General features: G+C 33.8%; 29 protein-coding genes and 1 pseudogene. 12 read left to right on the top strand and 18 right to left on the bottom strand.

Annotated features, from left to right (window positions below):
* Positions 1-149: 149 nt before the first annotated feature.
* Together MK119_RS18650 and dnaA are read right to left on the bottom strand one after the other, a co-directional pair.
* Positions 150-605, bottom strand: coding sequence for a low molecular weight protein-tyrosine-phosphatase (locus tag MK119_RS18650; protein ID WP_290681987.1), 456 nt, complete (start codon positions 603-605; stop codon positions 150-152).
* Between the two features lie 10 nt (positions 606-615).
* Complete coding sequence (gene dnaA, locus MK119_RS18645) at positions 616-2,043, bottom strand: chromosomal replication initiator protein DnaA (protein ID WP_290681985.1); 1,428 nt, start codon at positions 2,041-2,043, stop codon at positions 616-618.
* 200 nt (positions 2,044-2,243) lie between these two features.
* Here dnaA and MK119_RS18640 point away from each other — a divergent pair, with 200 nt between their 5' ends.
* Genes MK119_RS18640 through MK119_RS18630 form a run of 3 tightly spaced genes read left to right on the top strand, consistent with a single transcriptional unit; the run spans position 2,244 to position 4,040 of the window.
* Positions 2,244-2,651, top strand: a complete 408-nt coding sequence (locus MK119_RS18640) for a thioesterase family protein (protein WP_290681983.1) — start codon at positions 2,244-2,246, stop codon at positions 2,649-2,651.
* Between the two features lie 52 nt (positions 2,652-2,703).
* A complete protein-coding gene (locus tag MK119_RS18635) occupies positions 2,704-3,198 on the top strand; it encodes a hypothetical protein (protein WP_290681981.1) in 495 nt (164 codons plus the stop codon).
* Positions 3,195-4,040, top strand: a complete 846-nt coding sequence (locus MK119_RS18630; protein ID WP_290681978.1) for a hypothetical protein — start codon at positions 3,195-3,197, stop codon at positions 4,038-4,040. Before MK119_RS18635 ends, MK119_RS18630 begins: the two co-directional genes overlap by 4 nt.
* On the opposite strand, the gene MK119_RS18625 is transcribed toward MK119_RS18630, so the two are convergent.
* From MK119_RS18625 to MK119_RS18605, 5 genes are read right to left on the bottom strand one after another with little or no spacing between them, the layout of a single operon-like run.
* On the bottom strand, positions 4,037-4,660 hold the full coding sequence (locus tag MK119_RS18625; protein ID WP_290681975.1) for a YigZ family protein: 624 nt from the start codon (positions 4,658-4,660) through the stop codon (positions 4,037-4,039). The genes MK119_RS18630 and MK119_RS18625 overlap by 4 nt on opposite strands.
* A gap of 3 nt (positions 4,661-4,663) precedes the next feature.
* Positions 4,664-5,539: an EamA family transporter gene (locus tag MK119_RS18620; protein WP_290681971.1), complete on the bottom strand. Its 876-nt coding sequence runs from the start codon at positions 5,537-5,539 to the stop codon at positions 4,664-4,666.
* Entirely contained in the window at positions 5,536-6,150 is a 615-nt protein-coding gene (locus tag MK119_RS18615; protein WP_290681968.1) for an HAD family phosphatase, read from the bottom strand. The genes MK119_RS18620 and MK119_RS18615 overlap by 4 nt, the downstream gene beginning before the upstream one ends.
* Positions 6,143-7,189 carry a bifunctional diaminohydroxyphosphoribosylaminopyrimidine deaminase/5-amino-6-(5-phosphoribosylamino)uracil reductase RibD gene (gene ribD / locus MK119_RS18610; RefSeq protein WP_290681965.1) on the bottom strand — a complete coding sequence of 349 codons (1,047 nt, stop codon included), beginning with the start codon at positions 7,187-7,189 and terminating at the stop codon, positions 6,143-6,145. The genes MK119_RS18615 and ribD overlap by 8 nt, the downstream gene beginning before the upstream one ends.
* Positions 7,189-7,650 carry a hypothetical protein gene (locus tag MK119_RS18605; RefSeq protein WP_290681962.1) on the bottom strand — a complete coding sequence of 154 codons (462 nt, stop codon included), beginning with the start codon at positions 7,648-7,650 and terminating at the stop codon, positions 7,189-7,191. Before MK119_RS18605 ends, ribD begins: the two co-directional genes overlap by 1 nt.
* 185 nt (positions 7,651-7,835) lie before the next feature.
* Here MK119_RS18605 and MK119_RS18600 point away from each other — a divergent pair, with 185 nt between their 5' ends.
* The 4 genes from MK119_RS18600 (at position 7,836) to MK119_RS18585 (ending at position 10,695) form a co-directional block, all read left to right on the top strand.
* Positions 7,836-8,411, top strand: coding sequence for a pentapeptide repeat-containing protein (locus MK119_RS18600; RefSeq protein ID WP_290681959.1), 576 nt, complete (start codon positions 7,836-7,838; stop codon positions 8,409-8,411).
* Positions 8,412-8,456: 45 nt separating this feature from the next.
* Entirely contained in the window at positions 8,457-8,933 is a 477-nt protein-coding gene (locus tag MK119_RS18595; protein ID WP_290681956.1) for a GNAT family N-acetyltransferase, read from the top strand.
* Between the two features lie 164 nt (positions 8,934-9,097).
* Positions 9,098-9,967 carry a peptide chain release factor N(5)-glutamine methyltransferase gene (prmC, locus tag MK119_RS18590; RefSeq protein WP_290681953.1) on the top strand — a complete coding sequence of 290 codons (870 nt, stop codon included), beginning with the start codon at positions 9,098-9,100 and terminating at the stop codon, positions 9,965-9,967.
* 155 nt (positions 9,968-10,122) lie between these two features.
* Entirely contained in the window at positions 10,123-10,695 is a 573-nt protein-coding gene (locus MK119_RS18585) for a TIGR00730 family Rossman fold protein (RefSeq protein ID WP_290681950.1), read from the top strand.
* On the opposite strand, the gene MK119_RS18580 is transcribed toward MK119_RS18585, so the two are convergent.
* From MK119_RS18580 to MK119_RS18545, 8 genes are all read right to left on the bottom strand, one after another.
* A complete protein-coding gene (locus MK119_RS18580) occupies positions 10,692-11,210 on the bottom strand; it encodes a hypothetical protein (protein ID WP_290681947.1) in 519 nt (172 codons plus the stop codon). The two genes, MK119_RS18585 and MK119_RS18580, sit on opposite strands and share 4 nt — an antisense overlap.
* A gap of 13 nt (positions 11,211-11,223) precedes the next feature.
* Complete coding sequence (locus MK119_RS18575) at positions 11,224-11,730, bottom strand: hypothetical protein (protein ID WP_290681944.1); 507 nt, start codon at positions 11,728-11,730, stop codon at positions 11,224-11,226.
* A 24-nt stretch (positions 11,731-11,754) separates the two neighbouring features.
* Positions 11,755-12,267, bottom strand: a complete 513-nt coding sequence (locus tag MK119_RS18570; protein WP_290681941.1) for a hypothetical protein — start codon at positions 12,265-12,267, stop codon at positions 11,755-11,757.
* 77 nt (positions 12,268-12,344) lie between these two features.
* Entirely contained in the window at positions 12,345-12,851 is a 507-nt protein-coding gene (locus tag MK119_RS18565; RefSeq protein WP_290681938.1) for a hypothetical protein, read from the bottom strand.
* Positions 12,852-12,860: 9 nt separating this feature from the next.
* Complete coding sequence (locus MK119_RS18560) at positions 12,861-13,415, bottom strand: hypothetical protein (protein WP_290681935.1); 555 nt, start codon at positions 13,413-13,415, stop codon at positions 12,861-12,863.
* 156 nt (positions 13,416-13,571) lie between these two features.
* Positions 13,572-16,115 (bottom strand): glycoside hydrolase family 2 protein, encoded by a 2,544-nt coding sequence (locus MK119_RS18555; RefSeq protein ID WP_290681932.1) that lies wholly within the window; start codon positions 16,113-16,115, stop codon positions 13,572-13,574.
* Positions 16,108-17,316 carry a PNGase F N-terminal domain-containing protein gene (locus MK119_RS18550; protein ID WP_290681929.1) on the bottom strand — a complete coding sequence of 403 codons (1,209 nt, stop codon included), beginning with the start codon at positions 17,314-17,316 and terminating at the stop codon, positions 16,108-16,110. The genes MK119_RS18555 and MK119_RS18550 overlap by 8 nt, the downstream gene beginning before the upstream one ends.
* On the bottom strand, positions 17,313-18,038 hold the full coding sequence (locus MK119_RS18545) for a copper homeostasis protein CutC (RefSeq protein ID WP_290681926.1): 726 nt from the start codon (positions 18,036-18,038) through the stop codon (positions 17,313-17,315). Before MK119_RS18545 ends, MK119_RS18550 begins: the two co-directional genes overlap by 4 nt.
* A 636-nt stretch (positions 18,039-18,674) precedes the next feature.
* Between MK119_RS18545 and MK119_RS18540 the strand changes: the two genes are divergently transcribed.
* Both MK119_RS18540 and MK119_RS18535 read left to right on the top strand, forming a co-directional pair.
* Complete coding sequence (locus MK119_RS18540) at positions 18,675-18,845, top strand: hypothetical protein (protein WP_290681923.1); 171 nt, start codon at positions 18,675-18,677, stop codon at positions 18,843-18,845.
* Between the two features lie 30 nt (positions 18,846-18,875).
* Entirely contained in the window at positions 18,876-19,409 is a 534-nt protein-coding gene (locus tag MK119_RS18535; RefSeq protein ID WP_290681920.1) for a DUF6261 family protein, read from the top strand.
* Between the two features lie 265 nt (positions 19,410-19,674).
* Here MK119_RS18535 and MK119_RS18530 read toward each other — a convergent pair whose 3' ends face one another.
* A complete protein-coding gene (locus tag MK119_RS18530) occupies positions 19,675-20,112 on the bottom strand; it encodes a hypothetical protein (RefSeq protein WP_290681917.1) in 438 nt (145 codons plus the stop codon).
* A gap of 227 nt (positions 20,113-20,339) precedes the next feature.
* Here MK119_RS18530 and cobT point away from each other — a divergent pair.
* From cobT to cobC, 3 genes and pseudogenes are all read left to right on the top strand, one after another.
* Positions 20,340-21,339: pseudogene (gene cobT / locus MK119_RS18525) on the top strand (nicotinate-nucleotide--dimethylbenzimidazole phosphoribosyltransferase).
* Positions 21,340-21,343: 4 nt separating this feature from the next.
* Positions 21,344-22,126, top strand: coding sequence for an adenosylcobinamide-GDP ribazoletransferase (locus MK119_RS18520; RefSeq protein WP_290681914.1), 783 nt, complete (start codon positions 21,344-21,346; stop codon positions 22,124-22,126).
* Positions 22,111-22,674 carry an alpha-ribazole phosphatase gene (gene cobC, locus MK119_RS18515; protein ID WP_290681912.1) on the top strand — a complete coding sequence of 188 codons (564 nt, stop codon included), beginning with the start codon at positions 22,111-22,113 and terminating at the stop codon, positions 22,672-22,674. The genes MK119_RS18520 and cobC overlap by 16 nt, the downstream gene beginning before the upstream one ends.
* 423 nt (positions 22,675-23,097) lie before the next feature.
* On the opposite strand, the gene MK119_RS18510 is transcribed toward cobC, so the two are convergent.
* Positions 23,098-23,853 (bottom strand): endonuclease/exonuclease/phosphatase family protein, encoded by a 756-nt coding sequence (locus MK119_RS18510; protein WP_290681909.1) that lies wholly within the window; start codon positions 23,851-23,853, stop codon positions 23,098-23,100.
* Between the two features lie 71 nt (positions 23,854-23,924).
* Positions 23,925-25,103, bottom strand: a complete 1,179-nt coding sequence (locus MK119_RS18505) for a PQQ-binding-like beta-propeller repeat protein (RefSeq protein WP_290681906.1) — start codon at positions 25,101-25,103, stop codon at positions 23,925-23,927.
* Between the last annotated feature and the right edge of the window lie 31 nt (positions 25,104-25,134).

Here is a 25,134-nt window from a genome sequence, read left to right as displayed (position 1 = left end):
TCTTTTAACCTTGTTTGATATACTCAGCCTAGGAAAAAGGTGTGTTTAGTTCGAGAGAACTAAGGCGAAGGTGTATTTCATAACAAAGTAGATTGCTAATTTATAGAAAGATACAAAAAATAACACATACTATTTTGAATATGAACAGTCTAAGGAATTTTTTTAGCAAAAACTGAGCAGGCTTCGTCTAACATTTGATATACATTTTCAAAACCTTGATCGCCGCCGTAATATGGATCAGGAACTTCGGCATTGGAATTTGGACTGATTTGATTCAAAATCATTTGAACTTTGTCACGATCTTCCTGAGTTTCAGCTAACCTTAAAATATTAGTATAGTTCGATTGATCCATGGCGAAGATGTAATCAAACGTTTGAAAATCATTTCTAACAAACTTTCTCGATCGTTGGTGGGAAATGTCTAATCCGTATTGTCTTGCTATAGCAATAGAGCGTCTGTCAGGAAGTTCACCAGTATGATAACCTGCTGTTCCTGCAGAATCTACAAAATATTTAGTAGGGTCAAGTTTAGATGCTAAAATTCCTTCCGCTAAAGGAGATCGGCAAATATTCCCTAAGCAAACCATTAAAATTTTAGTCTTCATATGGTGGAATTTACAGCGAAAGTTTCTTAGTTAAATCTTCAACGTACTTTCTAAATTGCTTATCAGTAGATGACAAATTATCAACCGTTTTGCAGGCATGTAGTACAGTAGCATGATCGCGCTTTCCAATTTGAGACCCAATACTAGCCAAAGAAGCTTTTGTAAATTTCTTCGCAAAAAACATAGCTAATTGTCTCGCTTGTACAATATGACGCTTACGTGTTTTTGATTGTAAGGTAGAAACATCCATTTGGAAATAATCGGAAACTACTTTTTGGATATAATCTATAGAAACTTCTCGTTTGGTATTCTTTACAAACTTTTCTACAACTTGTTTCGCTAATTCGATCGTTACTTCTTTTTTATTGAAAGAAGACTGCGCAATCAATGAAATGATAGCACCTTCTAGTTCACGAACATTTGTTTTGATGTTTTTGGCAACATATTCAATAATGTCATCAGGCATTTCAACACCATCACGATATAACTTATTCTTAACAATAGAAACACGTGTTTCAAAATCTGGTGTTTGTAATTCAGCAGAAAGTCCCCATTTGAAACGAGATAATAAGCGTTGTTCAATATCTTGCATATCTACAGGAGCTTTATCTGAAGTTAAAATCACTTGCTTTCCATTTTGGTGTAAGTGATTAAAGATGTGGAAAAATACATCTTGCGTACCAGACTTTCCAGAGAAGAATTGCACATCATCAATAATCAATACATCAATTAATTGATAAAAATGTATAAAATCATTACGTGTATTCTTCTTTACGGATTCTATATATTGTTGTGTAAATTTCTCAGCAGAAATATACAATACTGTTTTTTCGGGATATTTATCTTTAATTTCAACACCAATTGCATGCGCAATATGTGTTTTACCTAAACCAACACCTCCAAAAATTAGAAGTGGATTAAACGAAGTTCCTCCAGGTTTGTTAGCAACGGCCATTCCAGCAGAACGCGCCAAACGGTTAGAGTCACCTTCTAGGAAATTGTCAAAATTATAATTTGGATTTAACTGAGACTCAATCTTAACATTTCTGATACCAGGAATGATAAAAGGATTTTTCAGTTCAGGACTTTTATTTTTAATTGGCACATCAATTTCTTGTGCTTTTACATTGCTGCGATTTGCACTTGGGATTTTTTCCGTAAATGGCTTTTTGTTACCATACGTATTTTCCATCTTAATAATGTACACTAATCGAGCAGTATTCCCTAATTCTTTTACCAAAGCTACTTTTAACAACTTCACATAATGCTCTTCGAGCCATTCGTAAAAAAACTTACTGGGAACTTGAATGCTTAGCGCTTTATTTGTTAACTTTACAGGCTTTATAGGCTCAAACCAAGTCTTGTATGCTTGTGGTTGAATGTTGTCCTTTATGAAAGACAGACAGTTATCCCATACTGATTGCGCAGTTACACTCATTTATTGTCGTTAAAATTGTTATTATTAGGTGTAGGAAAAAAAGAAAATCGGGGTTTTTTCCATTATTTTTTAGCGTGAACAAATATGTGAAAAAAAAAGTGAAAAAAAAACTTGATATCTATTGAATTTCTTGAATTTTTTTCGCATGATTGAAAACAATTTCTTTACAATTCGTTAACATAACATATATAAAAAAAACTTTGAGAAGTCACGAAATAAAAACAAGAATCCGTTATGCAGAACCCGATCAAATGGGTGTAGTTTATCATGGAAATTATGTGCAATTTATAGAGATGGGGCGGACTGAGTGGTTACGCGCCTTAGGTATCTCCTACAGGGAAATGGAAGAAATGGGAGTGATGCTCCCTGTAATTTCTATTCAAATTAATTATAAAAAATCTGCTTATTATGACGATGAATTAACGGTACGAACTACTCTTAAAAAGTTGCCGTCTGTTAAGATTGAATTTGACTATGTGATTTTGAACGAAAGTAAGGAAATTATTACAGAAGCTAACACGGTTTTGGCATTCATTAATATGGAAACCAAAAGACCTATGAAATGCCCTGAGCATTTGATCGAAAAATTATCGACAATTGACTTCTGATGTGTAACTTTTTGGTCTGAAATTATTCTAATTGTACAGGCAACTTAAAATTATGACAGAAGAACAAATTGTATTGTGGAATAAAATCAGAAATTTTGAAATTGATGATCCTACTTCTTCTTTTACATTTACGGATCGACTAGCAAGAGAGAATAATTGGACAATTGAATACGCTATAAAAGCTGTTTTTGAATATAAAAAGTTTCTCTTCCTCATATTGATTGCAGATTTTCCATTAACACCATCTGATCAAATTGATCAAGTTTGGCATTTACATTTATTATATACACAATCCTACTGGATAGATTTTTGCAAAAATACAATCCAAAAAGATATTCATCATGGTCCAACTAAGGGAGCAGAACAAAAGCCTTTGTTTAAAGATCAATATCTCAAAACTCTTGAGTTTTACGAATCAGTGTTTAAAAAGAAGCCACCAAAGCATATTTGGGTAGATGTAGAAACACGATTTAAAGAAAATCACTTTACACGTGTTAATCGACATAAAAACTGGATATTTCCTAAACTATTATTGAAGCGCTCATGAGATTACTTTCAATATTGACACCAGCAGAAACGGAACTTATTTTAGAAAATAGAACAGCTTCATTTAAAGATTTAATGAAATTGACTTTCATGGATTTGTTACTTAAAAAAGTGATTAAGATTGTGGAAGTTGAAAAACAATCACATCCTAGGAATGATAGTAGAGTTTATACATATATAGAAAAAGGGAAAAACTTTGCTAACTGTAAACCCAATCCGCATGAATCAATTTATACAACTCCTTTTGAAGAAGAAGACGATATTCAAATATTGTTTCATCATTTTGTGAAGATCGGTTATGAAGCAACAGGAAAAAGTATAGGCTACAAGAAAAAAGTAAAGAAAACGGGAAACCTAGATGCTTTTCTGAAAAGTTCCTTTTTTTTGAATTTATTCGGAATGATTCGATTGAATAAACAAGGCGAGAAAACTAAAAAAGAAATTTCAAACTACTTGAAAGAAGTTGATTCAAAAATCAATCATCTTTTAGAGAATGATAAGGAGAAAGCTTTGGAAATATTGTTAACCATAGGAGGCAATATATTTTTATTGAAGAATTTGAATTTTGAACTTCTGAAAAATATTGATAAACAACTGTTAGCACAAAAGAGGTCAGAATCAAATAGCGAGTCTGATGATTATGGTTACTGGAATCTACATATGGATTTTTATGAACACAATGATTTGTTTAGTGATGATTTTGACAATGGTACTTCTTTCCAATCGTATCTAGATGATACATTAGATTCTTTTGATACACAATTTGATGCTTCAGGTTGTTCAGTATTTGATAGTGGATGTTCAAGCTGCAGCGGTTGTGGTGGTTGTGGCGGATGTAGTTAAACTATTTCTTCTAGTGATTTAATCTGAATCTCATACATATTGGTAAACAAGTCAAAAATCTGTTGTGCATCTTTTTGACGAACGGAAATAGTAATACGACAATCCATTTCCAGTTGTTGTGCTGTAATGTTAAGGTTTCGTTCTTTGATAACACGCATGACTTTGTTCATGTTCTTGTAATCGAAGATGAGTAAATAGTCAATATTGATGGTTTTTTCTTTAATGTCAGCTACTTCCAAAGCCATTTGTGCTCCTGTTCGATATGCGTTGATTAATCCGCCAACGCCTAATTTGGTACCACCAAAATAACGAACGACTACAATTAATATATTGGTGACATCAAAAGACTGAATTTGTCCATAAATTGGCATTCCTGCACTGTTAGAAGGTTCGCCATCATCGTTAGCTCGAAAACGAAACGGCTCACTTTTCCCTAATTGCCAAGCATAACACCAATGGCGCGCTGTATGATGACTTTTCTTCAAGGCTTCTAAATGTTTCTTAATATCTGCTTCATTAGAAACTGGAAATGCATAGCCAAAAAACTTACTGTTTCTGTCTTTAAATAATACTTCTTCCGAAGCTACATCAATGGTTTTGTATGTGTCTTTTATTTCCAAATATTAAGCATTTACAGGTTGAGCAGAAATCGCAATCATCACAATACTAATAATAGCAATGGCAATTCCAATCCAGTTTTTAACAATAAGTTTTTCTTTAAATAAGATAATACCAAATATAGTGGATAACATGACAATTGCCACATTGTTGATTGGATATACCGTAGAACTATCGCCAATATGTTCTGGACGTAAGGCTTTTAAAAGAAATACAATAGAGTAGAAGTTCGGAATTCCAAGCAATATTCCTCCCAAAATAGTCTTTCCTGTAATTTTAAAATCACGTCGTAAAAATAGAATGATGATTCCCGCAAGGAAAGCACAACCAAAAATCCCCGCAGAAAAGATAGGCGTTTCACCTTTGGCAACATAGTTAGTTTCTATATATTTTATGGCAGTATCAATAACTCCTGAACCTAAAAATAGTAGCATAGGATACAGTAGTTTTTTACGATCAAAGGTGCCGCCATCATTTTTTACGGTTGTTAAATATACAGCGAGTAAAGCCAGAAGAATTCCTGCTATTTTCAATGTGCTCAAATGTTCTTTGTATACGATTACGGCAAAAATCACTGGAATAACAACTGACATCTTTCCAGCAACAGAAGCTACAGAAAGTCCATTGCGTTGTGCCGTCAAAGCCATTAAGATAAACACAGAGATGAACAAGCCACCTAATATGATGGCACCAATATTCCAAGGACGCTCGATCATTTCCGTAAGCGTGATACCATTTCCATAAAAGAAAAACCCACAACAAAACGCCGTGATATAATTGATCACAATGGCTTGAAATGTGTTGACTTGATATTTGTCAAATAGTTTAAAGATGACAAATAACGAACTCGAAATAAAAACACTTAGGATAAGGTAAATCAAAATAGTGACTTTTTGTGTGTGAATAAATCAACGATATCTTCAAAGCCAGGAATCAAATTCCATACGTGAATTCCGAGTGTTGCAGCTGATTCTGTATTTTCAGTCGTGTCGTCAATAAAAATAGTTTCTTCCGCTTTTAGCTTGTTCTCATTTAGTACAAATTCGTAAATAGCTGCATCTGGTTTACGGAAATGAATTTCATGAGATAAATAGAATTGCTCAAAACAATTTTTGAATTCCGTATACAATTCCATTCCCCAATCTTCCTGAATCCATGAAATATGCAAATCGTTGGTATTGCTTAATATAAATAAGCGATACTTGTTGTCTTTTGCCAATTGTTTGATGAATTCCATACGATGTTTTGGAAAATCGAGCAAAATAGCATTCCAGGCATCAATCAACGCTTCTTTGGTTGTATTTGGGAATTGTTCGTGATAAAAATTGACAAATTCTTCTGTAGAAATCAATCCTTTTTCATACGCCTGATTTATTGCAATCATTTCAGGAGTAAAGTCATCAATTCCCAATTTGTGCAACTCACGATTGGTTGCAGCTTTGTCTAGGTTGATAAAGATATCTCCGTAATCGAAAATTATATTTTTAATCATTGATATACGTTTGTAATAAATTGTCTAAAATGAGGGTTTCGGATTGTAATTTTCCTTTTAGATTTGGTCTTCGAATTCCATCAGTAAACGAAACACTTCCTGTAAAAACTCGGGCTTCATCCCACAAATTGGCAGCAATAAAAGTTTGTAAAGTTTGCTTGCCACCTTCAATAATAACAGATTGCAAATTGTGACGATATAAAACTTCACAGATTTGCTGCGCCAGGTTTTGAGAAAAATCAATCTTCTCAAAGATGAGGTTTTCAGAAGAAACTTTTTCTTGTTCCGTCAATACAATGGTTTTTACAGATGCATCAAACAAGCTGTAATGTTCTGGAATTCGAAGTGATTTATCCAACACAATTCGCACAGGACTCTTACCTTGCCAATCGCGCGTATTTAACTTTGGATTGTCTGTAATTGCTGTATTTGTTCCAACTAAAATTGCGGCTTCTTCACTTCGCCATTTATGAACCAATTGACGTGAATATTGGTTGGTGATCCAATTCGGCTGCACAGGATCGTTTTCGTTTCTACTTTTATCAATAAAGCCTTCAGATGTTTGTGCCCATTTCAATATAATATATGGGCGTTTGTGTTGATGAAAAGTAAAGAATCGTTTGTTGGAAGCAATACATTCTTCTTTCAAAACATCCAAAATGACTTCACGACCTGCATCTTTTAGCTTTTGAATACCACGACCAGCTACTTTTGCAAATGGATCAATGGTACCAATTACCACTTTCGGAATTTGATGTTTTATGATTAAATCGCTACATGGCGGTGTTTTCCCAAAATGACTACACGGTTCAAGTGAAACATAAATCGTAGCTTCTTTAAGTAGCGATTTATCTTTTACAGAATGAACAGCATTGACTTCTGCATGACTTCCTCCATACGCACTTGTATAGCCTTCGCCAATGATCACGTCGTTATGAACAATGACAGCGCCAACGGAAGGATTGGGCATGGCAGCAACTAAACCATTTTTGGCCAGTTGCAAGCAGCGTTTCATATATGTTTCGTGTGTATTGAGCACTAGATTTTAATTTTAACTTCTTGTGTGGTATCTACTTCATAATCATAGGAAAAACCGAGTTTATGATACGTAATTATTCCTTTGTACTGTACATTGATCTTTTTGTTGAGGATACTATTTAAAATACCTCCTAAAACACCACTTTCTTTATTGTCTAATATTTTTTTTGTGGGAATAACCACTTTGAGTGGAATGGTGAACTCTTCGCCCGCAGGCACTTCAAATATCTCCGAACTCATTTTGGCTACTGTGGTATTATTGATAATTACATCAATATTCTTGCTTTCCAAACTTCCACCAATATCATTTTTATTGATAAAGTATGCATCTGCCGTCAGTACAATATTTTCTAAGGAAGAAGATGCTACTTTCATAGTATCAATCTTTACAAAGAAAGGCTTTTCACGGACACTACAACTTATAAATAAGGGTACTAACGGAATGATTAAAAGTTTTTTCATGAATATTATTTAATATAATTGATACGTCATTACGAATGAAAGCGAAGTAATCTGCTTCTCTCCAAAACAAGTTGGAGATCACAATAACGATTCAAAGATCTGTTTTTTGACTTCAAAATTCACCCAAAATCAGTATCTTCACAGCATCGCAAAACTACGCAATTTCTATTTGAAGCGCATACAAAATGAACCAAGAATTCTATCAAGATCAAACTTTTACTCAAATTGATTATACACAACAAGTTTTCCCGAATGGAGAATACGACAATTGTACGTTTATCAATTGTAAATTTGAAAATGTAGACATGGCAGTAATGACGTTTTTAGAGTGTACGTTTGATACTTGTGACTTGACAAATGCAAAAGTAAAAAGTTCCTCATTTAATGAAGTAGGTTTTGTGAATTGCAAATTGCTTGGTGTCGATTTTAGTATGTGTAACGATTTTATGTTTTCGGCACGTTTTGATACTTGCAATTTAGAATTGGTGTCTTTTGCAGGATTGACAATCAAACAGACCGTATTTAAAGGATGCAATTTGCAAAAAGTAGATTTTACTGAAACGAATTTGGAAAGTGCTGTATTTGATGATTGTAATTTGAAAGCTGCAATTTTTGAGCAAACTAATGTAGAGAAAGCAGATTTTACAACGGCACGTAATTACACGATTGATCCGACAGAAAATCAATTGAAAAAGGCAAAATTTTCCCGAAAGGAAATTCATGGTTTGCTTACCAAATATGATATTGTAGTTAAGAGTTAAGAGTTATTTTATTTTTTAACCTTTGAATCATTCAATCAAAAAAATATGATCATTAGAAAAATACAACCAGAAGATAATCCAGCTATGGCAGCGTGTATCCGATCTGTGATTCCAGAATTTGGAATGCCCAAAGTTGGAACGGCGTATGAAGATCCAGAAACCGATGCGATGTTTGAAGCCTACCAAGGTGAACGTGAAGTTTATTATGTGATTGAAGAAAATGGAGAAGTACTTGGCGGTGCGGGAATTAAGGAATTGCGCGACAATGCAGATAATGTATGTGAGTTTCAAAAAATGTATTTTTTCGCTAAAATAAGAGGAAAAGGCTATGGAAAAAAGCTATTTGAAAAATGCATGGAAGCGGCAAAAGAATTTGGATACAAAAAATGTTATTTAGAATCTTCACCAAACTTTAAAGCTGCCATTCATATTTACGAATTATACGGATTTGAACATTTAGACACACCATTAGGTGCTACAGGACATTATTCCTGCGATGTTTGGATGTTGAAAGAATTGTGATGTAGAATATTAAATGTTAGGTTTTTGGTATAAGAATTTTTTCGTAGTGAATTCAGAATTTATAATTTAATATTTAACATAAAAAAAGAATTTAGCTGTTTGTAAGTTAATGGTTAAACCTTCGATAGAAAAAAAAGAATAAACAGTTTAAAACTCCAAACCAATTGCGATTAAAAGATATACAAGACATATTTCACAAAGAATTAGATGAGATTTACGGAAAAAATGAAGTAGATAGTTTCTTTTTTATGTTGACAGAAGATTATTTTGGGATAGAGCGATTCACCTTAGCCTTAGATCCTGATATCGTAATTACTAAAGAACAAGAAACTTCTATTTTTTCAGCGTTAAGCGAATTAAGACTTGAAAAGCCAATTCAGCATATTTTAGGAAAGGCACATTTTTATGGTTTGGAATTTACAGTGAACGAACACACATTGATTCCACGACCAGAAACGGAAGAATTGATCACATTTATTTTAGAGAAAGCAAAATATGCGACTAATAAAAACCTCAGTATTTTAGATATTGGTACAGGAAGTGGTTGTATTGCGATTGCTTTAAAAAAGAAACTTCCATATGCTAAAGTTTTTGCTATTGATATTTCAGAAAATGCTTTGGAAGTAGCGCAAAAGAATGCAAAGGATAACGATGTTGAGGTACAATTTGTGCAGGCAGATGTGTTGTCGTTGAATGATTTGCATATATTTAAAAATAACGACGAACCGTTTCATATTATTGTATCAAACCCACCTTATGTGCGGAATTTGGAGAAAGCTGAAATGCGAAAAAATGTATTGGAGTATGAGCCAGATTCAGCTTTGTTTGTTGAAGATAATAATCCGTTGGTTTTTTATGATAAAATTGCCAACCTTGCCATGAAGTATTTAAAAATTAATGGTAGTTTGTATTTTGAGATCAATCAATATTTAGGAAAAGAAATGATTGATTTATTAGATGGAAAGCAATTTCAAAATATTGAACTGCGAAAAGATATTTTTGGAGTCGATCGAATGCTGAAGGCAGATATTTAAAATTTGAAGTAAATGAAAACATCATTACGAGGAAGTATGACGAAGTAATTTGTTTCAATACAAACAGATTGCCACAAGTTTTTTCAAAACTTTCGCAATGACGTTTCATATTTTATAGTTTATAACAAGTATAACATGTATAACAAGTCTAACAAATGAAAAGTATAGCCATTTATTGTGGAAGTAGCTTAGGAAACGATCCCAAAATCGTAGAAGACGCTACGGAATTAGGAAAAAAATTAGCACAAGAAAATATTGCAGTCATTTACGGCGGTGCAAAAATTGGAATTATGGGAACTGTTGCTCATGCGGCTTTAGAAAATGGAGGAGAAGTAATTGGTGTTATTCCTGAGTTTTTGAAACGAAAAGAAATCGCACATACCAATCTTACAGAGTTACATACTACTGAAACCATGGTAGAACGTAAGATGAAAATGATTGAACTTTCGGAAGGATTTATTGCACTTCCAGGCGGATTTGGAACCATGGAAGAATTTTTTGAAGTAATTACAGCGCTACAATTGGCACAAATAGCACATCCTGTGGCAATACTAAACAGTAATGGTTATTATGACGAATTGATTGCCTTGATGAAAACCATGATGCAAAAACAACTACTTAAAGAAAAGAATTTTGACATGCTCATCATAGAAACTGATGTCACAAAATTATTGGAGCGCATGCGCAACTTTGTACCACAAGCGACTCCAAAATGGTTGAAAATTTAGTCATCGTCTTTCTTATATAATTTTCTAACAATGATGGGCAGGTAAGCGTCACCATCATACAAGGCATCTGTTTTTACTTTATACTTAGTTCCTTTGCATGAAAAAACTAACGCACCTTCTATACCTTTGATACCTTTTTTATCACGAAGCTCATAGGTAAAGTCTACATAGGCAATATCTTTCCATACAATACCATATTCTTTACCTTTTTCTTTAAGGTCGTGATATACTTCTGCTACTCTGCTATAATATTTAGTAGCGCCCATTTTGGTAATTTCTTTTTTCAAGTTATTACCAACAGCGGTATCAGCAACTTTTTCAGCAAACTTTATGATGTCTTCAGTAGTCATCAAACTATTTACAAATTCTTCTTCGGAAGTATTTTCAAAGTTCTTTAGGAGGTTCAAGGTGTATTTACCAACTCCATCAGCATTTTTAATTGGTTCTGAATTTTGACTAAATCCTGAAAAAGAGATCGTCAAAAATGCAATGAAAAGAAAAGATATCTTTTTCATGAGTCTGTAGTTTTTAGTTTTTAGATAATCTGTTAATGATTACTGGAACATAAATATCACCATCTTGTAATGCAGAAGTGAGTACTTTGTATTCAGTATCCTTATGTTTAAATATTAAATTCCCACGGATTCCGGTCATAACATCATCTGTTCGTTGTTCATAGGTAAAGTCAACATAACTAATATCATTCCATACAATATTGTATTGCTTGCCTTTTTCTTTTAGTAATGTGTATTGTCTAAGCAACCCTGCTTCGTAAGTCTTTTTGTCCAATCGTTCAATGCTTTCTTTTACAATATCTTGCATCGAATCGTCTTTCTTATTAGCAAATTCTTTAAATTCTTTAAGCGTTAATAAATTATTTAGAAATTGTTCTTTGGAGACATTTTCCAGCTTTTTTAAAAAGTCAAATGTATACTTTCCAAGGTCTTCTGCTTTTGAAAAATGTTTTGGGTTTTGGCAAGAGATTAAAAGAGCAGTAGCAAGGATGATACTAAAAATGAATTGTAATTTTTTCATGGAAAAAGTTTCTGTATTATAATTTTATTTTGCTTCTTTATTAAGTCTGAAAATTCGAACTAAGGTATATGTTTCTTCAATCAACACTGAAATGGTAGAAACATTATAGGTTTTATCCTTGTGTTTGAATGTTAACTTTCCACGATAGGCTTTAATTCCATCTTCATCTCTTTCCTCAAACTCATAATCGTCATATGCAATCGCATTCCAAGAAATTCCCTCCTTTATAGCTCTTTCTTTCAAACGATTGTAGTCGTTCCCCATGCGTCGATTATAATTTCCTTTTTCAAGTCTCTCAATTTCTTTAAGTGCCTTTGATTCTAAGGTTTCAGCATTTCGTTTTCCAAATGCTTTAATTTCGTCAATCGTGAAAATTGAATTGATATAATTGTCTTTAGTAATGTTGTCAAAATCTTTCAACATCGCAAAGGCGTATTTCCCAATATCATCAGGTTTAGAAACACCTTTAGAGTTTTTACAAGAAATGAATAAGGCAGCGGCAACCAAAACGGTGACAATAAGTTGTATTTTTTTCATCGGGATATGCGTAAGTTATTTTCTAAAGATAGAAAAATTAACCAAGCCTATAACTACAATCAGAATGATTTCTACGATTATTGCTTGCGTACAGGTTCTATATTAGAAAAATTAAATAAGTATTTTTTGTCTTTATATTGAATAGAAACAATTTTAGCGACTAACTTTTTTTCTTTGTAATCAAAGGCTAAGAAACCATCTTGAAATGTGAGTGCGTTTTCCTCATCTCGCATGACATACGGATATTCTTTAAAGGAGATGTCTTTCCAATCAATTTCAAATCGCTTTCCTGATTCTTTTATCATGGTATACGATTGTTGTAGTCTGTTGTTGTGAATTTCCTTTGAAACACGGGTAATAGCATTTCTAAAAGTTTCATTTACCGCAGTGTCTTTTACAATCTCACGCAATTCGTTCAATGAAATAAAATGGCTGTTAAACTCTTCTTGCGACATCGTGTTCATTTTTTGCAGTAAACCAAACGCTTTTTTTGAAGCAAAATCTTCTGGTTTCGACTCTGAAGTACAGGAAATACATACCATAGAGACAAAAGAGAATATAGCAATGTAAATGGATTTTTTCATAAATGCACCTTAGGAATTTATTTTGAATTTTTCTGGATGCGCTAAGATAAACGCTTTTACCTTATGGAAATCATTTATTTCTTTAGGAATTACAATTTTCCCATTAGCATTAAATAAATTGTAATCATAACTTTTTACAATGATGTCATTCGGTGTTATTTTGGTCGTTTCTATTTCATGGGTTAGAAAGCTTCGATTTGCTTTTTCGCCATACTTTTTTTCAAGTCTATTTTGTGCGAATTGATTTGTCCAATTCAATTCTTCTTTGACAACAACTTTTTCAACAATGGTTTCTGTAATATTGAAAAAAGTTTTACTTGCAATGTTTCTAATTTGAATAAAAGAAAAGATATATACAAATACTGTAACTCCGACAAGCATCATTGCCATTGGCGGCATGATTACTGTATGCGCATGATAACTATACGTAAACCAAAAAAGGAGTAGTAATAAAATAGTCATTACACTAGCAATTCGTAACATATTTTGATTGGCAGTGCGTTTTACATAGTTTCCTATTATTTCAGTATCTTTTATGGTATATGCGTAATCGTTATCTTTCATGTAGTATGATTGTAAAGCTAAAATACAGTTTTCATTGTGAATTTAAATTTCAAAGGAAGGTAAATTTAATTTGAATTTACTACCATAAAAGTAAAAAGTCACACCTAAAGAAAAAGCCATTCAATGAATGTGCTTTTTGATGAATATTTATTGTCTTTAGTAGTTTGCAGATTTTGCTACTTTTCGTTGAATCCCATTCAAGGTTTTAAACGCTAAATCATCAATGCTTTCTGCTTCGGTGGTAAATGTAATCGTAATGGTTTGATTCGGTAAAACATCAATGAAGTTGTCTGAAAAATGACCTTTGGCTTTTGTATATAAAAATACATCCTTTTGTAAGGTCTTAGCAGAAACCTCAATCGTAAATCCATCTTCTGTTTTGGTAACTTTTGTGGAGATGTCTTCTTTCGGTAAGTTCAACTCTTTAGGCCGTGCTACATAGAAAAGAGAATTTGAAGTCAAAGTATCACCAGTCTGAGCATTTGTATTGAGCGGAGTCGAAATAAAGACTGCTCTCATCACATATTCACTCGCATTCCCTTTGATATCAGTCATAGGTGTTTTAGCTACTATCTGACTTGTATTTGCTACAACCGTTAATTTTTGTTTTGTACTATGAATGATTGTTCCATTGAAGTCCAAAAACTCTAAAGTAAAATCACCTTCTATGTCTTGCAACTTATCAGAAACAATATAGGTATTGATGGTATCATTTTCTACAATAGAAGAAATTAACACGTCTTCAAAGGATTTCTTTGCTTTGTAGTGTAAAGCTTTCCAATTCCCCATAAAATCGATACTCGACCATGAAACTACAGGCCAACAATCGTTTAATTGCCAATACAAACTTCCCATGCAATATGGCATCGCACGACGTTCAGCTTCCATGCCCATGGTGATTCCTTTGGCCTGTGTAAGTTGACTCATGTATACATAATCATCTCCAGCAGTTGGTACGGGATAATCGCGTTCCATATATTCACGAATAAGCTTGAAACCTCTCGGATGCTTTTGATGCGTGATATAACTATCGTGATTGATACTGATACTGTCTTCTCCTGTAAACGCACGAATGGCTTCATACGATGGAAAGGATTGAAAACCGAATTCGCTCATAAAACGTGGTACTTTTTGCTCAAAGCGTTCAAAAGGCAAGGCATCATGCCAAACGCCCCAATCGTGTGCATCGCCTTCAAACTGAAATCTTTCATCGCCACGTCCGTAACTCGGCGAACTTTCCCAATAAGAAATGGAAGGATGGTATTTGGCAACTGTTTCTGGTAAAATACGATCAAAAACCGCTAAATAACTATCCCAAATTGCTTTTCGTTGCGCTTCGGTTTTGTCCGCTTGCCAGCCCCAACGATGCCACGCTTCATTGTTTTCATTGTTTCCGCACCAAAGTGCAATAGAGGCATAGTTGCGCAAACGACTTACTTGGTCAATCGCTTCTTGTTGTACATTGTCTAAAAAGGCTTTGTCTCCAGGATACATCGCGCAAGCAAACATAAAATCTTGCCATACTAAAATTCCTTTTTCATCACAGAGTTTGTAAAAGATATCGTTTTCATAAATTCCGCCGCCCCAAACACGCAACATGTTCATATTGGCGTCTTTGACATCATTTAATAGTTTTTCATAATGTGCATCCGTTACTTTGTCTTGCATGCTGTGTTGCGGAATGTAATTGGCTCCTTTCATAAACACTGGAATGCCATTGAGTTTAAAGTAGAAAGTTTCTCCTTTTTCGTCAGTTTCTCTAACTAATTCAATAGTACGCAATCCAACTTTTACGGTTTTCTGTGCTTTTAAATCGTTCCCTTGCTTCAGCTTTACATCTAATTCATATAAATGCGGTGTTCCTAAATTATACGTCCACCAACGGTTTGGGTTTTTAATCTGAAATCGTGTCGTATAAGTATGTGTTCCTTTGTATACAGGGAATTTGACAGTATGAATTGCTTCTCCGTTTTTTATTTCAAAAGTAGCATCTTTTACATCTTCGTCAGCAGAGATTGTATATTCTACATTCAAAGAAGCTATGGAATCGGTGAGTTCTTCTTGCTTAAAAAAGACATCGTCCAACTTCATGTTGTTCCAGGAGGTAATTTTGATCGGCTTCCAAATTCCAGACGTATTCACAATTGGTCCCCAATCCCAACCATATTGAAATTGCGCTTTTCTAGTAAATACACGAATACCTGGATTTAATAAATACTCTAGTTTGGCTGTTTCTTTTTCTTCGTGAACGCTAGTTTTTTGAAAACCAATGCGTAATGAGTTTTCAGCTTTAGCCAGGTCTTTAATATCAAATTTCCACGTACGGAAAGCGTTGTTGGTTTTCCCGATTAACGAATCGTTGAGGTAAATACTAGCATAGGTATCCAGACCTTCAAAGGTCAACTCAATATTTGATTTCTTTAATGTTTCTTCGTCTAGATTGAAAGTAGTTTGATATTCCCAATCTTTGGTAGGAACCCATTGGACATTCAACTCATTGGAACCCAAAAAAGGATCTGGAATTTTGTTATGTGAAAGCAAGTCAGAATATACATTTCCGGGAACACTTGCCGTATTCCAATTGGTATCTGTAGTTTCTTTAAATTCCCAGTTTTGGTGAATATTTGCTACAGTTGGTCGATCGTCTTTGGCACAACTAATCATTAGGAGTACGAGTAAAAGTGTGAAAATTTTATTCATTGTCATATACGATGTAAGCAGAAACCATCCAATAGTTGTCTTCGCCTTGTTTGGCTTCTTGTGCTTCTGGAATTGATATTTTTAATGTGTGTTTTCCTTGTGAAATATTATCTAACGGAATGATTTCAGGTTGAATGTCACTTCCTGGACACCAATTGGAGCGTGATAAATCGGAAGAGGCGATTTTTTCACAATCATCTACATCATCATAAAATTCATTAGCTTTCCAAGTTCCCGAAGTCGGATTGAAACGTCTAAAACTCGCACAATCGTCACGCCAAGGAATAAATGCTTTGATCGTTTCTCCGTCTAACGAGATGTTGTTTTCTTTTTTTACAAACTCATCTCCACCAGCATGTCCGCCGTGTCCTGTGGTGATATAGTACAGTTTGGCATTTTTATAACTCGCCGGCATTTCAAATGTAACAGTTAAGTCCGAACGAGAAAATTCATCATATAATTTTTGATCAGAAGCATATTTAGAAGTATTCACTAAGGGTATAATGGTTTGTTGTTTTTTAGCATGATTTGGAATTTCACTTTCTTTAAAATCCAATGTAGCGGTAATGTTATAACCTTCTTTTGTCCATGTATCAATAAATACGCCGACATATACTTCATCTTCTAATAAAGGCAATAAATGTGTAATGTTTTGCGACCAATTGACTTCGTTTTCCCATTTCGGAATGTACACTGGTTTGCGACTTTTAACACGCTCATCATTGGTAAAATGTCCTACACCAAATGGTGTCATAAAACGTAACAGCTCCAGATTTGGTTCGTGTAAAAGACTGTCTTTTTTATACGTAGAAATTGCAGGAAATTTTTGTTTTAGTGTTTTAAGATCAAACTTCCCTGTCTCAAAATCCACTAAACTTAGGTTGGAAGTTTTTGGAATTACAAACATGGAACCCGATTTGTCCCAAGGATCACCATTTGAAGTAAGTGTTACATGTAGTGTGACTTCTGGCTGTAGTTGATAGTCTGGAAGTTTTATTTTTTTGACAAGCACACGACCAGCATCCAATCGCAAGAGTCCGTTTTCGTCTTCCGCTACATTTTCTTTGAAAGCCATGTTAAAATGTAAATTCTCTTTATTGAATACTGTAATAGAAGTATCGCCTATGCTTTCTAATTTCTGTTCTGTACATGCAGTACAAAAGATGATTATGAATAGACTTATTTTTTGAATATTTTTCATGATTGAATACTCGCTAGTATTTGTTTTATTTTTTTGGTATCTGAAGTTGCTATATGAATATCACTTAAAAATTTGTGACTGTTCATACTGATTTTTGGTTCATCGATGGATTCCTGTAAACTTGTTGCTGAACAATGAATTTCTTGAAAACCACTTTCTTTAAATAGTGAAGCATTTTCAGGATTGATGCCACCGCCGGGCATAACGATAAGATCATTTCCTGCAATTTCTTGTAATTCTTTTAAAAGTGGAATGCCTTTTTTGGCGGCAGCAGCTTGTCCAGAAGTCAACACGCGATCTATAGCTATAGCAGCTAATTTCTTGATAGCTTCTTTAGGATTTGGTGTCCAATCAAAACCGCGGTGAAAGGTAAATGTCATCGGTTTTGATAGTTCAACTAATTCCTGTGTACGTTCGATATCAATTGTAAAATCTTTGTGTAATACGCCAGAAACGATGCCTGCACAACCCAATTCTTTACACAGTTGAATGTTTTCTTTCATAATCTCAAATTCAGCAGCTGTATATGTAAAATCGCCACTTCTCGGACGAATAAGTACACAAACGGGAATGTTGAGATTTGCACATACTTTTTTAAGTAATCCGTATGAAGGTGTAATTCCGCCAACCGCCAATTCTGAACACAATTCAATACGATGCGCACCTGCTGTTTCAGCATTGATGGCAGAAGGATAGGAACTTGCGCAGATTTCTAGGAGCATACTTTGAAATAGTTATTTGTTGGTTTGTTTATTCGTTAATTAGTCTAGCTCATATTCAACTTCTTTTATGATTGCTGAGCATTATTTATACTGAGCCTGTTGAAGCAATGTACCAAATATATTATTTATTAATCTTTTCTATTGCGACTTATCCTGCAATTATTGATATGATTTTTTGATTGTAGGACTTTTTAGTGTGTATAAAATGTTTGTTTTTGGTTCAAAAAATGACGCTTATAAAATATTTACGACGCTCATAAAAGATTCTTTGGATGTTTCATTGATTTTTTAGTACTTCATAAAAACAAACAGAAGAACAAGTAGGATTTATGTAATTGGGGGAGTTACTCGCACAACAGGGAGAAGCTTCCCCGAGTTAGGGGATACAACTTGCACAACAGGGAGAGGCTTCCCTAAGTTCAGGGATGCTATTTGCACAACGGGAGAAGCTTCCCCAAGTTCGGGGATGCTACTTGCACAATGGGGAGAGACTTCCCTAAGTTCTGGGATGCTATTTTTTTTGAGGAATCTGTAATCCATGAGCTTTTTATAAAAAAGAATTTCGATTACACATGAATTGTCAAATGTTTGTTTTGTAGTGAGTTATGTTGTAAATATTATAAAAGAATCTATTAAATGAATACCTATAAAGAACCTATATTGAATGACTATCGCAATAGCGAGTTTTTGCAGTATATGAAAGATGTAGTGGAATTGGTAAACGCCTTTGATGTGACTTCCTTAGGACTTGCAGCACTGCGTGATGCGCTGACTATACATACGGAAGCATTTGAAACTGCTTTTTAACAAAATACGCAACATAGCTATACTAAGGTTTTGGAAACATTGGATGCACAACGCGATCAGCTTTTTTTAGGGATCAAATACGTGTTACAAGGAAATACCTATCATTTTGATGCTGTAAAACAGGAAGCTGCCAAGCGTTTGTTGTTCCATATGCAGAGTTACGGAAAGCGAGTGACGCGCGCTAATTACCAAGCGCAAACTGCGATTATTGATAGCATGCTTGCTGATTGGAATACCGAAAGTAATTTACAGGAAGCAGTGACATTGTTGAAACTTACCGAATGGATCAATCGATTACAAGAAGTAAATAGGGAGTTTAATGAACATTATATAGCGAGAGTGAGTGATACCGCTGCAAATCCTATGGTTAGCTTTTATAGTTTACGTACGGATGCAAAAACGAGCTATCGTTCATTTTTAGCTGCTATTCGCGCTTATCAGACATTGAATACGAATGAAGCGTATGCTGCCATATATCATAAAATCTATGAGTTGGCGCGACAATATAATCAAGTAGTGAAGATGAGAAGAAAGGCATCGAAACGTAGCGTAGAGGAGGAGTAGGCTTTGTAATAATTATTTATTTAAAAGGAATAATTATAACACCTGTCCAAATTAAAATAATGGAGACCAGGCATAGTATTGACATTACTTTAGAAGCCACTTGGGATATTTTAAAAAAGATAGCTGTTTTTTCAACGAGTTCAGGATGCTTTTTTTTGATAAACGCTTTCATCTTCCCAGAAATAATTGGTTCAACTTCTCTAAAAAAGAAGAATCCAAAGATAAAGCAGAGTGATAAAAGGATTTTAAACATCAATGTATGTAATTATATAGTATTGGTTGTTGTTTTTATGAGTTGATCTATTTGTTCCAGAACCGTTTCTTTTTCAAATTCAGTAGTGTCGATGACTTTTATTTTAAGTAATTCTGGAGATGAGAGTTTATATGTTGACTTTAACCACATTAATGATTTTGACTTTTCTTTAATATCAGTAAGCTTATTGTATCCATTATTTATTTCTCTTTCATTTAGTGCTATCATTCCAAGATCGCTAAAAGTCAGGTTTTTAATTTCAAGCGTTTTCTTATCAATTGTAAATCCGCATGAGCCTCCTGCAACTGGTGCTTCCTCAGTAATATTGCCGTCTAAATCCAAAAATATAAAATCAAAATAGTTGGAGTCTGTAAATTCTTTGGTTTTTCTAGATCCAAATTTATATCCTAAAACAACTTTGCCGAAGGACGAAAACACTATGGGATTCAATAATTAATTACTTATTGAAAAATTCACCTTGACCTAATAGGACTATGAAATGCTAGTGTAAAATAACTTTAGATTCCTCTCAGAGTTTTTACAGATGCTACAAAAGCAGTTAAAGAGATCACCCAATTTCTATTTCAAAAATACAGTTTTTAATTTACGATTATTTTTAAAACTAAGTATATTTTGAATATTGCAATATGTATATTTGAATATTGTTATTAAAAACCATGAAAAATAAACTTCAACAAAAAATAGATTCAAAAACGAAGCCGCTTGGAGCTTTAGGAATACTCGAAAAATTAGCATTACAAATAGGGACAATTCAGGAAAGTCTTTCCCCTACTTTGAGGAATCCTGTCTTGATAGTTTTTGCAGGTGATCATGGAATTGCAAAGGATGGTGTGAGTGCCTACCCACAAGAAGTAACTTATCAAATGGTGCTAAATTTTCTAAACGATGGAGCTGCTATCAATGTATTCAGTAAACAACATAATTTTGATTTACGCATAGTTGATGCAGGTGTAAACTTTGATTTTGACACTGATGACCTACTTATAGACAACAAAGTTAGCTATGGTACAAAAAGTTTTCTTTCAAATAAGGCAATGAACAGTGATCAATTACAAATGCATCGATAAGGGGAAAACATTGGTAAAAAACATAGCGACACAAAATACAAACATCATAGGGTTTGGAGAAATGGGGATAGGAAATACTTCTTCCTCTTCAATGCTCATGAGTTACCTATGTGATTTACCTATACAGGAATGTGTTGGGAAAGGAACTGGCTTAAACAATAAACAATTACAACAAAAAATAAAAATCCTAACACAAGCTAAGGAATTTCATGGAGTTTTGACAGATGTGGAAGAAATCATGGCTACATTTGGAGGTTTTGAAATGGTGCAAATGTGCGGAGCAATGCTAGAAGCTTATTCTCAAAACATGGTTATTTTAGTAGATGGATTTATCGCTACTGCTGTATTTTTAGCCGCTTTTAAAATGAATCCGTCCATCATGAAAAATGCAATTTTTTGTCACCAAAGTGATGAAAAGGGACATGAATTACTATTAAGTTATTTGGAAGTTGAACCCATACTAAAATTGGGTTTGCGTTTAGGTGAAGGAACAGGATGCGCATTAGCATATCCAATGATCGAAAGCGCACTAAATTTCTTAAATGATATGGCAAGTTTTGAAAGCGCAGGAGTTAGTGATAAGCCATAAGGTTATGAAAAAGGAAATAAGAATATTTTTTACCGCTCTGATGTTTTACACAAGAATTCCTTGTCCAAGTAGCACTGACCATCATCCAGATTATATTAACAAAGCAACCCGATACTTTCCCTTAATTGGTTGGATAGTAGGAGGATTATCCTTTTTAGCTTTCTTGGGAAGCTCCTATGTTTTTAATACCTCTATTTCTGTGGTTATATCATTAATTATTGGGGTACTTGTCACAGGTGCCTTTCATGAAGATGGTTTGGCTGATGTGGTAGATGGTTTTGGTGGTGGATGGACAAAACAAAAGATTCTGGATATCATGAAAGATAGTCGTATTGGAGCTTTTGGTGCCATTTCACTGGTTTTACTTTTTTTACTTAAATATGGAGTATTGATTTTGGCAGTTGACAAATTCGCACAAACGCATATGATTGCTTTGCTATTCATTTCGTACCATTCCTTAGCACGTTTGACAGCCGTAAATATTATTTTTACTTCTCAATATTCAAGAGATGATGCAACAAGTAAAATAAAACCAATAGCCAAAACTCATGGAGCTCAAGAAATTTTTGGAGCATATATATTTGGTCTTCTACCACTTGCAGTACTCAGCTGGTTTCATTGGGAGTTTGCCCTAGTCATTATTCCTCTTTTTGTACTTTTTATCCGATCAAAATACTATTTTGAAAAATGGATTGATGGATATACTGGCGATTGTTTAGGCGCGGTAGAACAGTTAGCAGAATGTATTTGTATTCTTAGTTATATAGCTATATGGAAGTTCATGTAATCAGACATACTCCTGTCGAAGTTAATAAAAACCAATGTTATGGTCAGTTAGATGTACCATTAGCAGATAGTTTTGAAAAAGATGTAAAAGCCATCAAAAAAGTGCTAAACGATGATTATGATATCGTCTATTCTAGTCCAAAAAAAAGATGTACACAATTGGCGTCAGCACTAGCATTCGATACTATTGTAACAGACGAAAGACTCTTAGAATTAAATTTCGGAGCTTGGGAAGGTAAATTGTGGCATGAAATTGATCAAAAGGCTTTGCATCTTTGGATGGAGAACTTTGTAAGTATTGCACCAATTGAAGGAGAATCCCTAGAAGAAATGTATGCAAGAATTTCAAGCTTTATGAATGCTTTGAGAAATAAAACTTATGAAAAAATTTTGATCATCTCTCATGCGGGAGTTATTAGATGTGTATGGGCATATTTGCTTGAAATTCCTTTAAAAAATATTTTTAAAATTCCTGTAGGATTTCACGAACACTTTGTATTCAATCTAGGAGCAAATCGGCAATTTGATAGTATCATCAAATTAATTTAAATTTAAAAACCTAAAGAGTTAAAAATCCTCAGGACAGGTAGTGCAAAGTTTTGTGTATGACAATTAGTTGTAAATAAGGATTCGCTTTAGAGTTTGTACTGAAATGAAAAACAAGGTTTTAATTTTTTACGTTTTATTGACTCGCTAATCCTGAATATCAAAACTGTGATTCTTTCAATTTTAAAAAATGTTACGTATTTCCGAAACCATTCGTCTTCTTTTTTAAGTTTATTCTTAGCTTTCAAAAGAATGAAAATTTAAAATCAATTAGTGTCGTTATTAATCCTTTATAATATTCACAATTCCTAAAAATAATTCTATTTGTGTATTAGTTATTTGTTTTCTGTTATGTTCTTTTGAGTAAATGTAAAATAAAGATTATACTCATACAATCAGCTTTTGATAAAATATTTTAGCATCCTTTTATTGTATTCGGACAAACACTGGAAAATGATCTGATAGGTATAATTTATTGTTTCTTCTATCGTCAATAGTGAGGTATTGCATTACTTCTACATTTTTGACAAAAATATAGTCAATTCGTTTGGTGAGTTTGCTTTGTAGATCAAAGCCATTAAATGTTCCTACTGGACCGTAGGGTTTCGCTTTGCTGATCTTATACGTGTCTGCTAGCGCTGTTTCAAGTGTTTGTATCGGAGCATCTTTAGGTAGACAATTCAGATCGCCCATTAGAATGATTTTTTGGTTTTGTATGCCCATTTCTTCAATTAGTTTTAGCAGCAATGCTGCCGATTTCTTCCGAGCGAGCTTTCCTATATGATCAAAGTGCGCATTGAATACATACAAACGCGTTCCGTTGCTTTTATCTTGAAATTCTCCTACAGTGACAATACGTTCCATAGAAGCGTCCCAACCTACAGAAATGGTATTTGGAGTTTCAGAGAGCCAGTAGGTTTTTGAGTGGAGCAATTTGTACTTTTTCGTATTATAATAGATGGCTGTGTATTCACCTTTTTGTTTTCCGTCATCTCTACCCACACCGATATACTTATAATCTACTAAAGAACTGTCTAGGTATTGTACTTGTGTATGTAGTGCTTCTTGCACACCAAGAATATCTGGTTCATAATATAAAAGCATAGTAGTAAGTGCAGACTTTCGATGTTCCCACCAATTTTCTTTATCATTCGGATTGTCGTATCGTATGTTGAAAGACATTATGGAAGTTTGTGCAAGTCCGCTAAGCGGTATCAGACAGATGACAAAAAATAGGATGTGTACGTGTTTTTTCATTTTTTAATTTCCAATGCTCGTATAAAGAGATTTAGATATGTAGTAAATAAGTCTTCCTTATCATCTTCTTCCTTGTGGATTCCTGAGACGAGGAATTTGTCGCCTATTTTATGAATAGCTGTGAACTGATAAGAGTGGTGCGTATTTTCATTGTTAAACTTAATATATCGAGTGTCTATAGGATCCCAATTCCGAATTATTTTGTTATTAATTCCTAAGTTTATGATCCAAGGTTTTACATTTGAATCCCCCACAACGATTATAGTGTTAACATCTAAAAATTCAAAATCATTTACCGTATAATTGGTGCGGGTTCTTTGTATAGGTTTCAGTTCATCTGGAGAAGATGTTGTAGAAATTAATGCATTACGTGGAAGTGAATATGTAGAAAAATTGGATAGCGTTAAATTGATGTCAACGGTATTTACAATTATATCGTCATTAAAAAAAGTACCTGACTGACCTACTGCGATTAGCGATCCATTATATGGTTTTAGTTTTTTGATTTTATAATCTAACGGTTTTTCTACACTGATTTTACCGTCTAAATCAGAAGAATATAATACTGATCTTGAGGCAGAATAATGTTCTGCTTGTGTAATAATTTGATCCTTATAGATTATGATTTCTTTCGGAGGAATTAATGAATGGGTATCCGCTATTTCTTGCTCGAAGCTAGTTTTCCACAATATGTTACCATCTTGATCAAGTGCCAATTGAAATATTACATTTTCATGTATAAAATGTCCAGCAATATAGAGGTTACCTTTGTAAGTAGTAATGGCATCAAAAGTGATCTCTTGTTCGGTAAAACGGTCTGAATAATCCTTTTCCCAAATGATTGTTCCATCTGTATTGTACTTACTTATTGTAGTGCCACAACTTACTGTAATAGTATTGTTTTTATCTATCAATATTCTTTGTTGTGCGCAAGCTTCTATTTCTTTTTTCCAAATGATGGCTCCTTTGCTATTTATTTTGGTGAATGTTCCTTTTTGAAATAGGATGATCATGTCGTTATTTGAAAATAAAGCAACTTCAATAGGTGGATGTTTTGTTACATACGTAGAAGAATTGTGTGTATATTGATCAATATCTAAATTCCATGATTCTGTAACTTGCCCATGGACATTGAGGGCGAGAAGTATTATTAGGATGATTAAAAATCGTTTCATATTGCGTAAATATTATATCAGATGGTTACAG

This window comes from Kordia sp. (assembly GCF_022447245.1).
Taxonomy (GTDB): Bacteria; Bacteroidota; Bacteroidia; order Flavobacteriales; family Flavobacteriaceae; genus Kordia.
This window is presented reverse-complemented; position numbering and strand designations above follow the sequence as displayed.

Bases quoted from the DNA above. Each gene is read 5' to 3' on its own strand.
- MK119_RS18650 (WP_290681987.1), bottom strand. From the start codon at position 605: ATGAAGACTAAAATTTTAATGGTTTGCTTAGGGAATATTTGCCGATCT.
- dnaA (WP_290681985.1), bottom strand. From the start codon at position 2,043: ATGAGTGTAACTGCGCAATCAGTATGGGATAACTGTCTGTCTTTCATA.
- MK119_RS18635 (WP_290681981.1), top strand. From the start codon at position 2,704: ATGACAGAAGAACAAATTGTATTGTGGAATAAAATCAGAAATTTTGAA.
- MK119_RS18630 (WP_290681978.1), top strand. From the start codon at position 3,195: ATGAGATTACTTTCAATATTGACACCAGCAGAAACGGAACTTATTTTA.
- MK119_RS18615 (WP_290681968.1), bottom strand. From the start codon at position 6,150: ATGATTAAAAATATAATTTTCGATTACGGAGATATCTTTATCAACCTA.
- MK119_RS18605 (WP_290681962.1), bottom strand. From the start codon at position 7,650: ATGAAAAAACTTTTAATCATTCCGTTAGTACCCTTATTTATAAGTTGT.
- MK119_RS18600 (WP_290681959.1), top strand. From the start codon at position 7,836: ATGAACCAAGAATTCTATCAAGATCAAACTTTTACTCAAATTGATTAT.
- MK119_RS18595 (WP_290681956.1), top strand. From the start codon at position 8,457: ATGATCATTAGAAAAATACAACCAGAAGATAATCCAGCTATGGCAGCG.
- MK119_RS18585 (WP_290681950.1), top strand. From the start codon at position 10,123: ATGAAAAGTATAGCCATTTATTGTGGAAGTAGCTTAGGAAACGATCCC.
- MK119_RS18580 (WP_290681947.1), bottom strand. From the start codon at position 11,210: ATGAAAAAGATATCTTTTCTTTTCATTGCATTTTTGACGATCTCTTTT.
- MK119_RS18575 (WP_290681944.1), bottom strand. From the start codon at position 11,730: ATGAAAAAATTACAATTCATTTTTAGTATCATCCTTGCTACTGCTCTT.
- MK119_RS18570 (WP_290681941.1), bottom strand. From the start codon at position 12,267: ATGAAAAAAATACAACTTATTGTCACCGTTTTGGTTGCCGCTGCCTTA.
- MK119_RS18565 (WP_290681938.1), bottom strand. From the start codon at position 12,851: ATGAAAAAATCCATTTACATTGCTATATTCTCTTTTGTCTCTATGGTA.
- MK119_RS18560 (WP_290681935.1), bottom strand. From the start codon at position 13,415: ATGAAAGATAACGATTACGCATATACCATAAAAGATACTGAAATAATA.
- MK119_RS18555 (WP_290681932.1), bottom strand. From the start codon at position 16,115: ATGAATAAAATTTTCACACTTTTACTCGTACTCCTAATGATTAGTTGT.
- MK119_RS18550 (WP_290681929.1), bottom strand. From the start codon at position 17,316: ATGAAAAATATTCAAAAAATAAGTCTATTCATAATCATCTTTTGTACT.
- MK119_RS18545 (WP_290681926.1), bottom strand. From the start codon at position 18,038: ATGCTCCTAGAAATCTGCGCAAGTTCCTATCCTTCTGCCATCAATGCT.
- MK119_RS18540 (WP_290681923.1), top strand. From the start codon at position 18,675: ATGAATACCTATAAAGAACCTATATTGAATGACTATCGCAATAGCGAG.
- MK119_RS18520 (WP_290681914.1), top strand. From the start codon at position 21,344: ATGAAAAAGGAAATAAGAATATTTTTTACCGCTCTGATGTTTTACACA.
- cobC (WP_290681912.1), top strand. From the start codon at position 22,111: ATGGAAGTTCATGTAATCAGACATACTCCTGTCGAAGTTAATAAAAAC.
- MK119_RS18510 (WP_290681909.1), bottom strand. From the start codon at position 23,853: ATGTCTTTCAACATACGATACGACAATCCGAATGATAAAGAAAATTGG.
- MK119_RS18505 (WP_290681906.1), bottom strand. From the start codon at position 25,103: ATGAAACGATTTTTAATCATCCTAATAATACTTCTCGCCCTCAATGTC.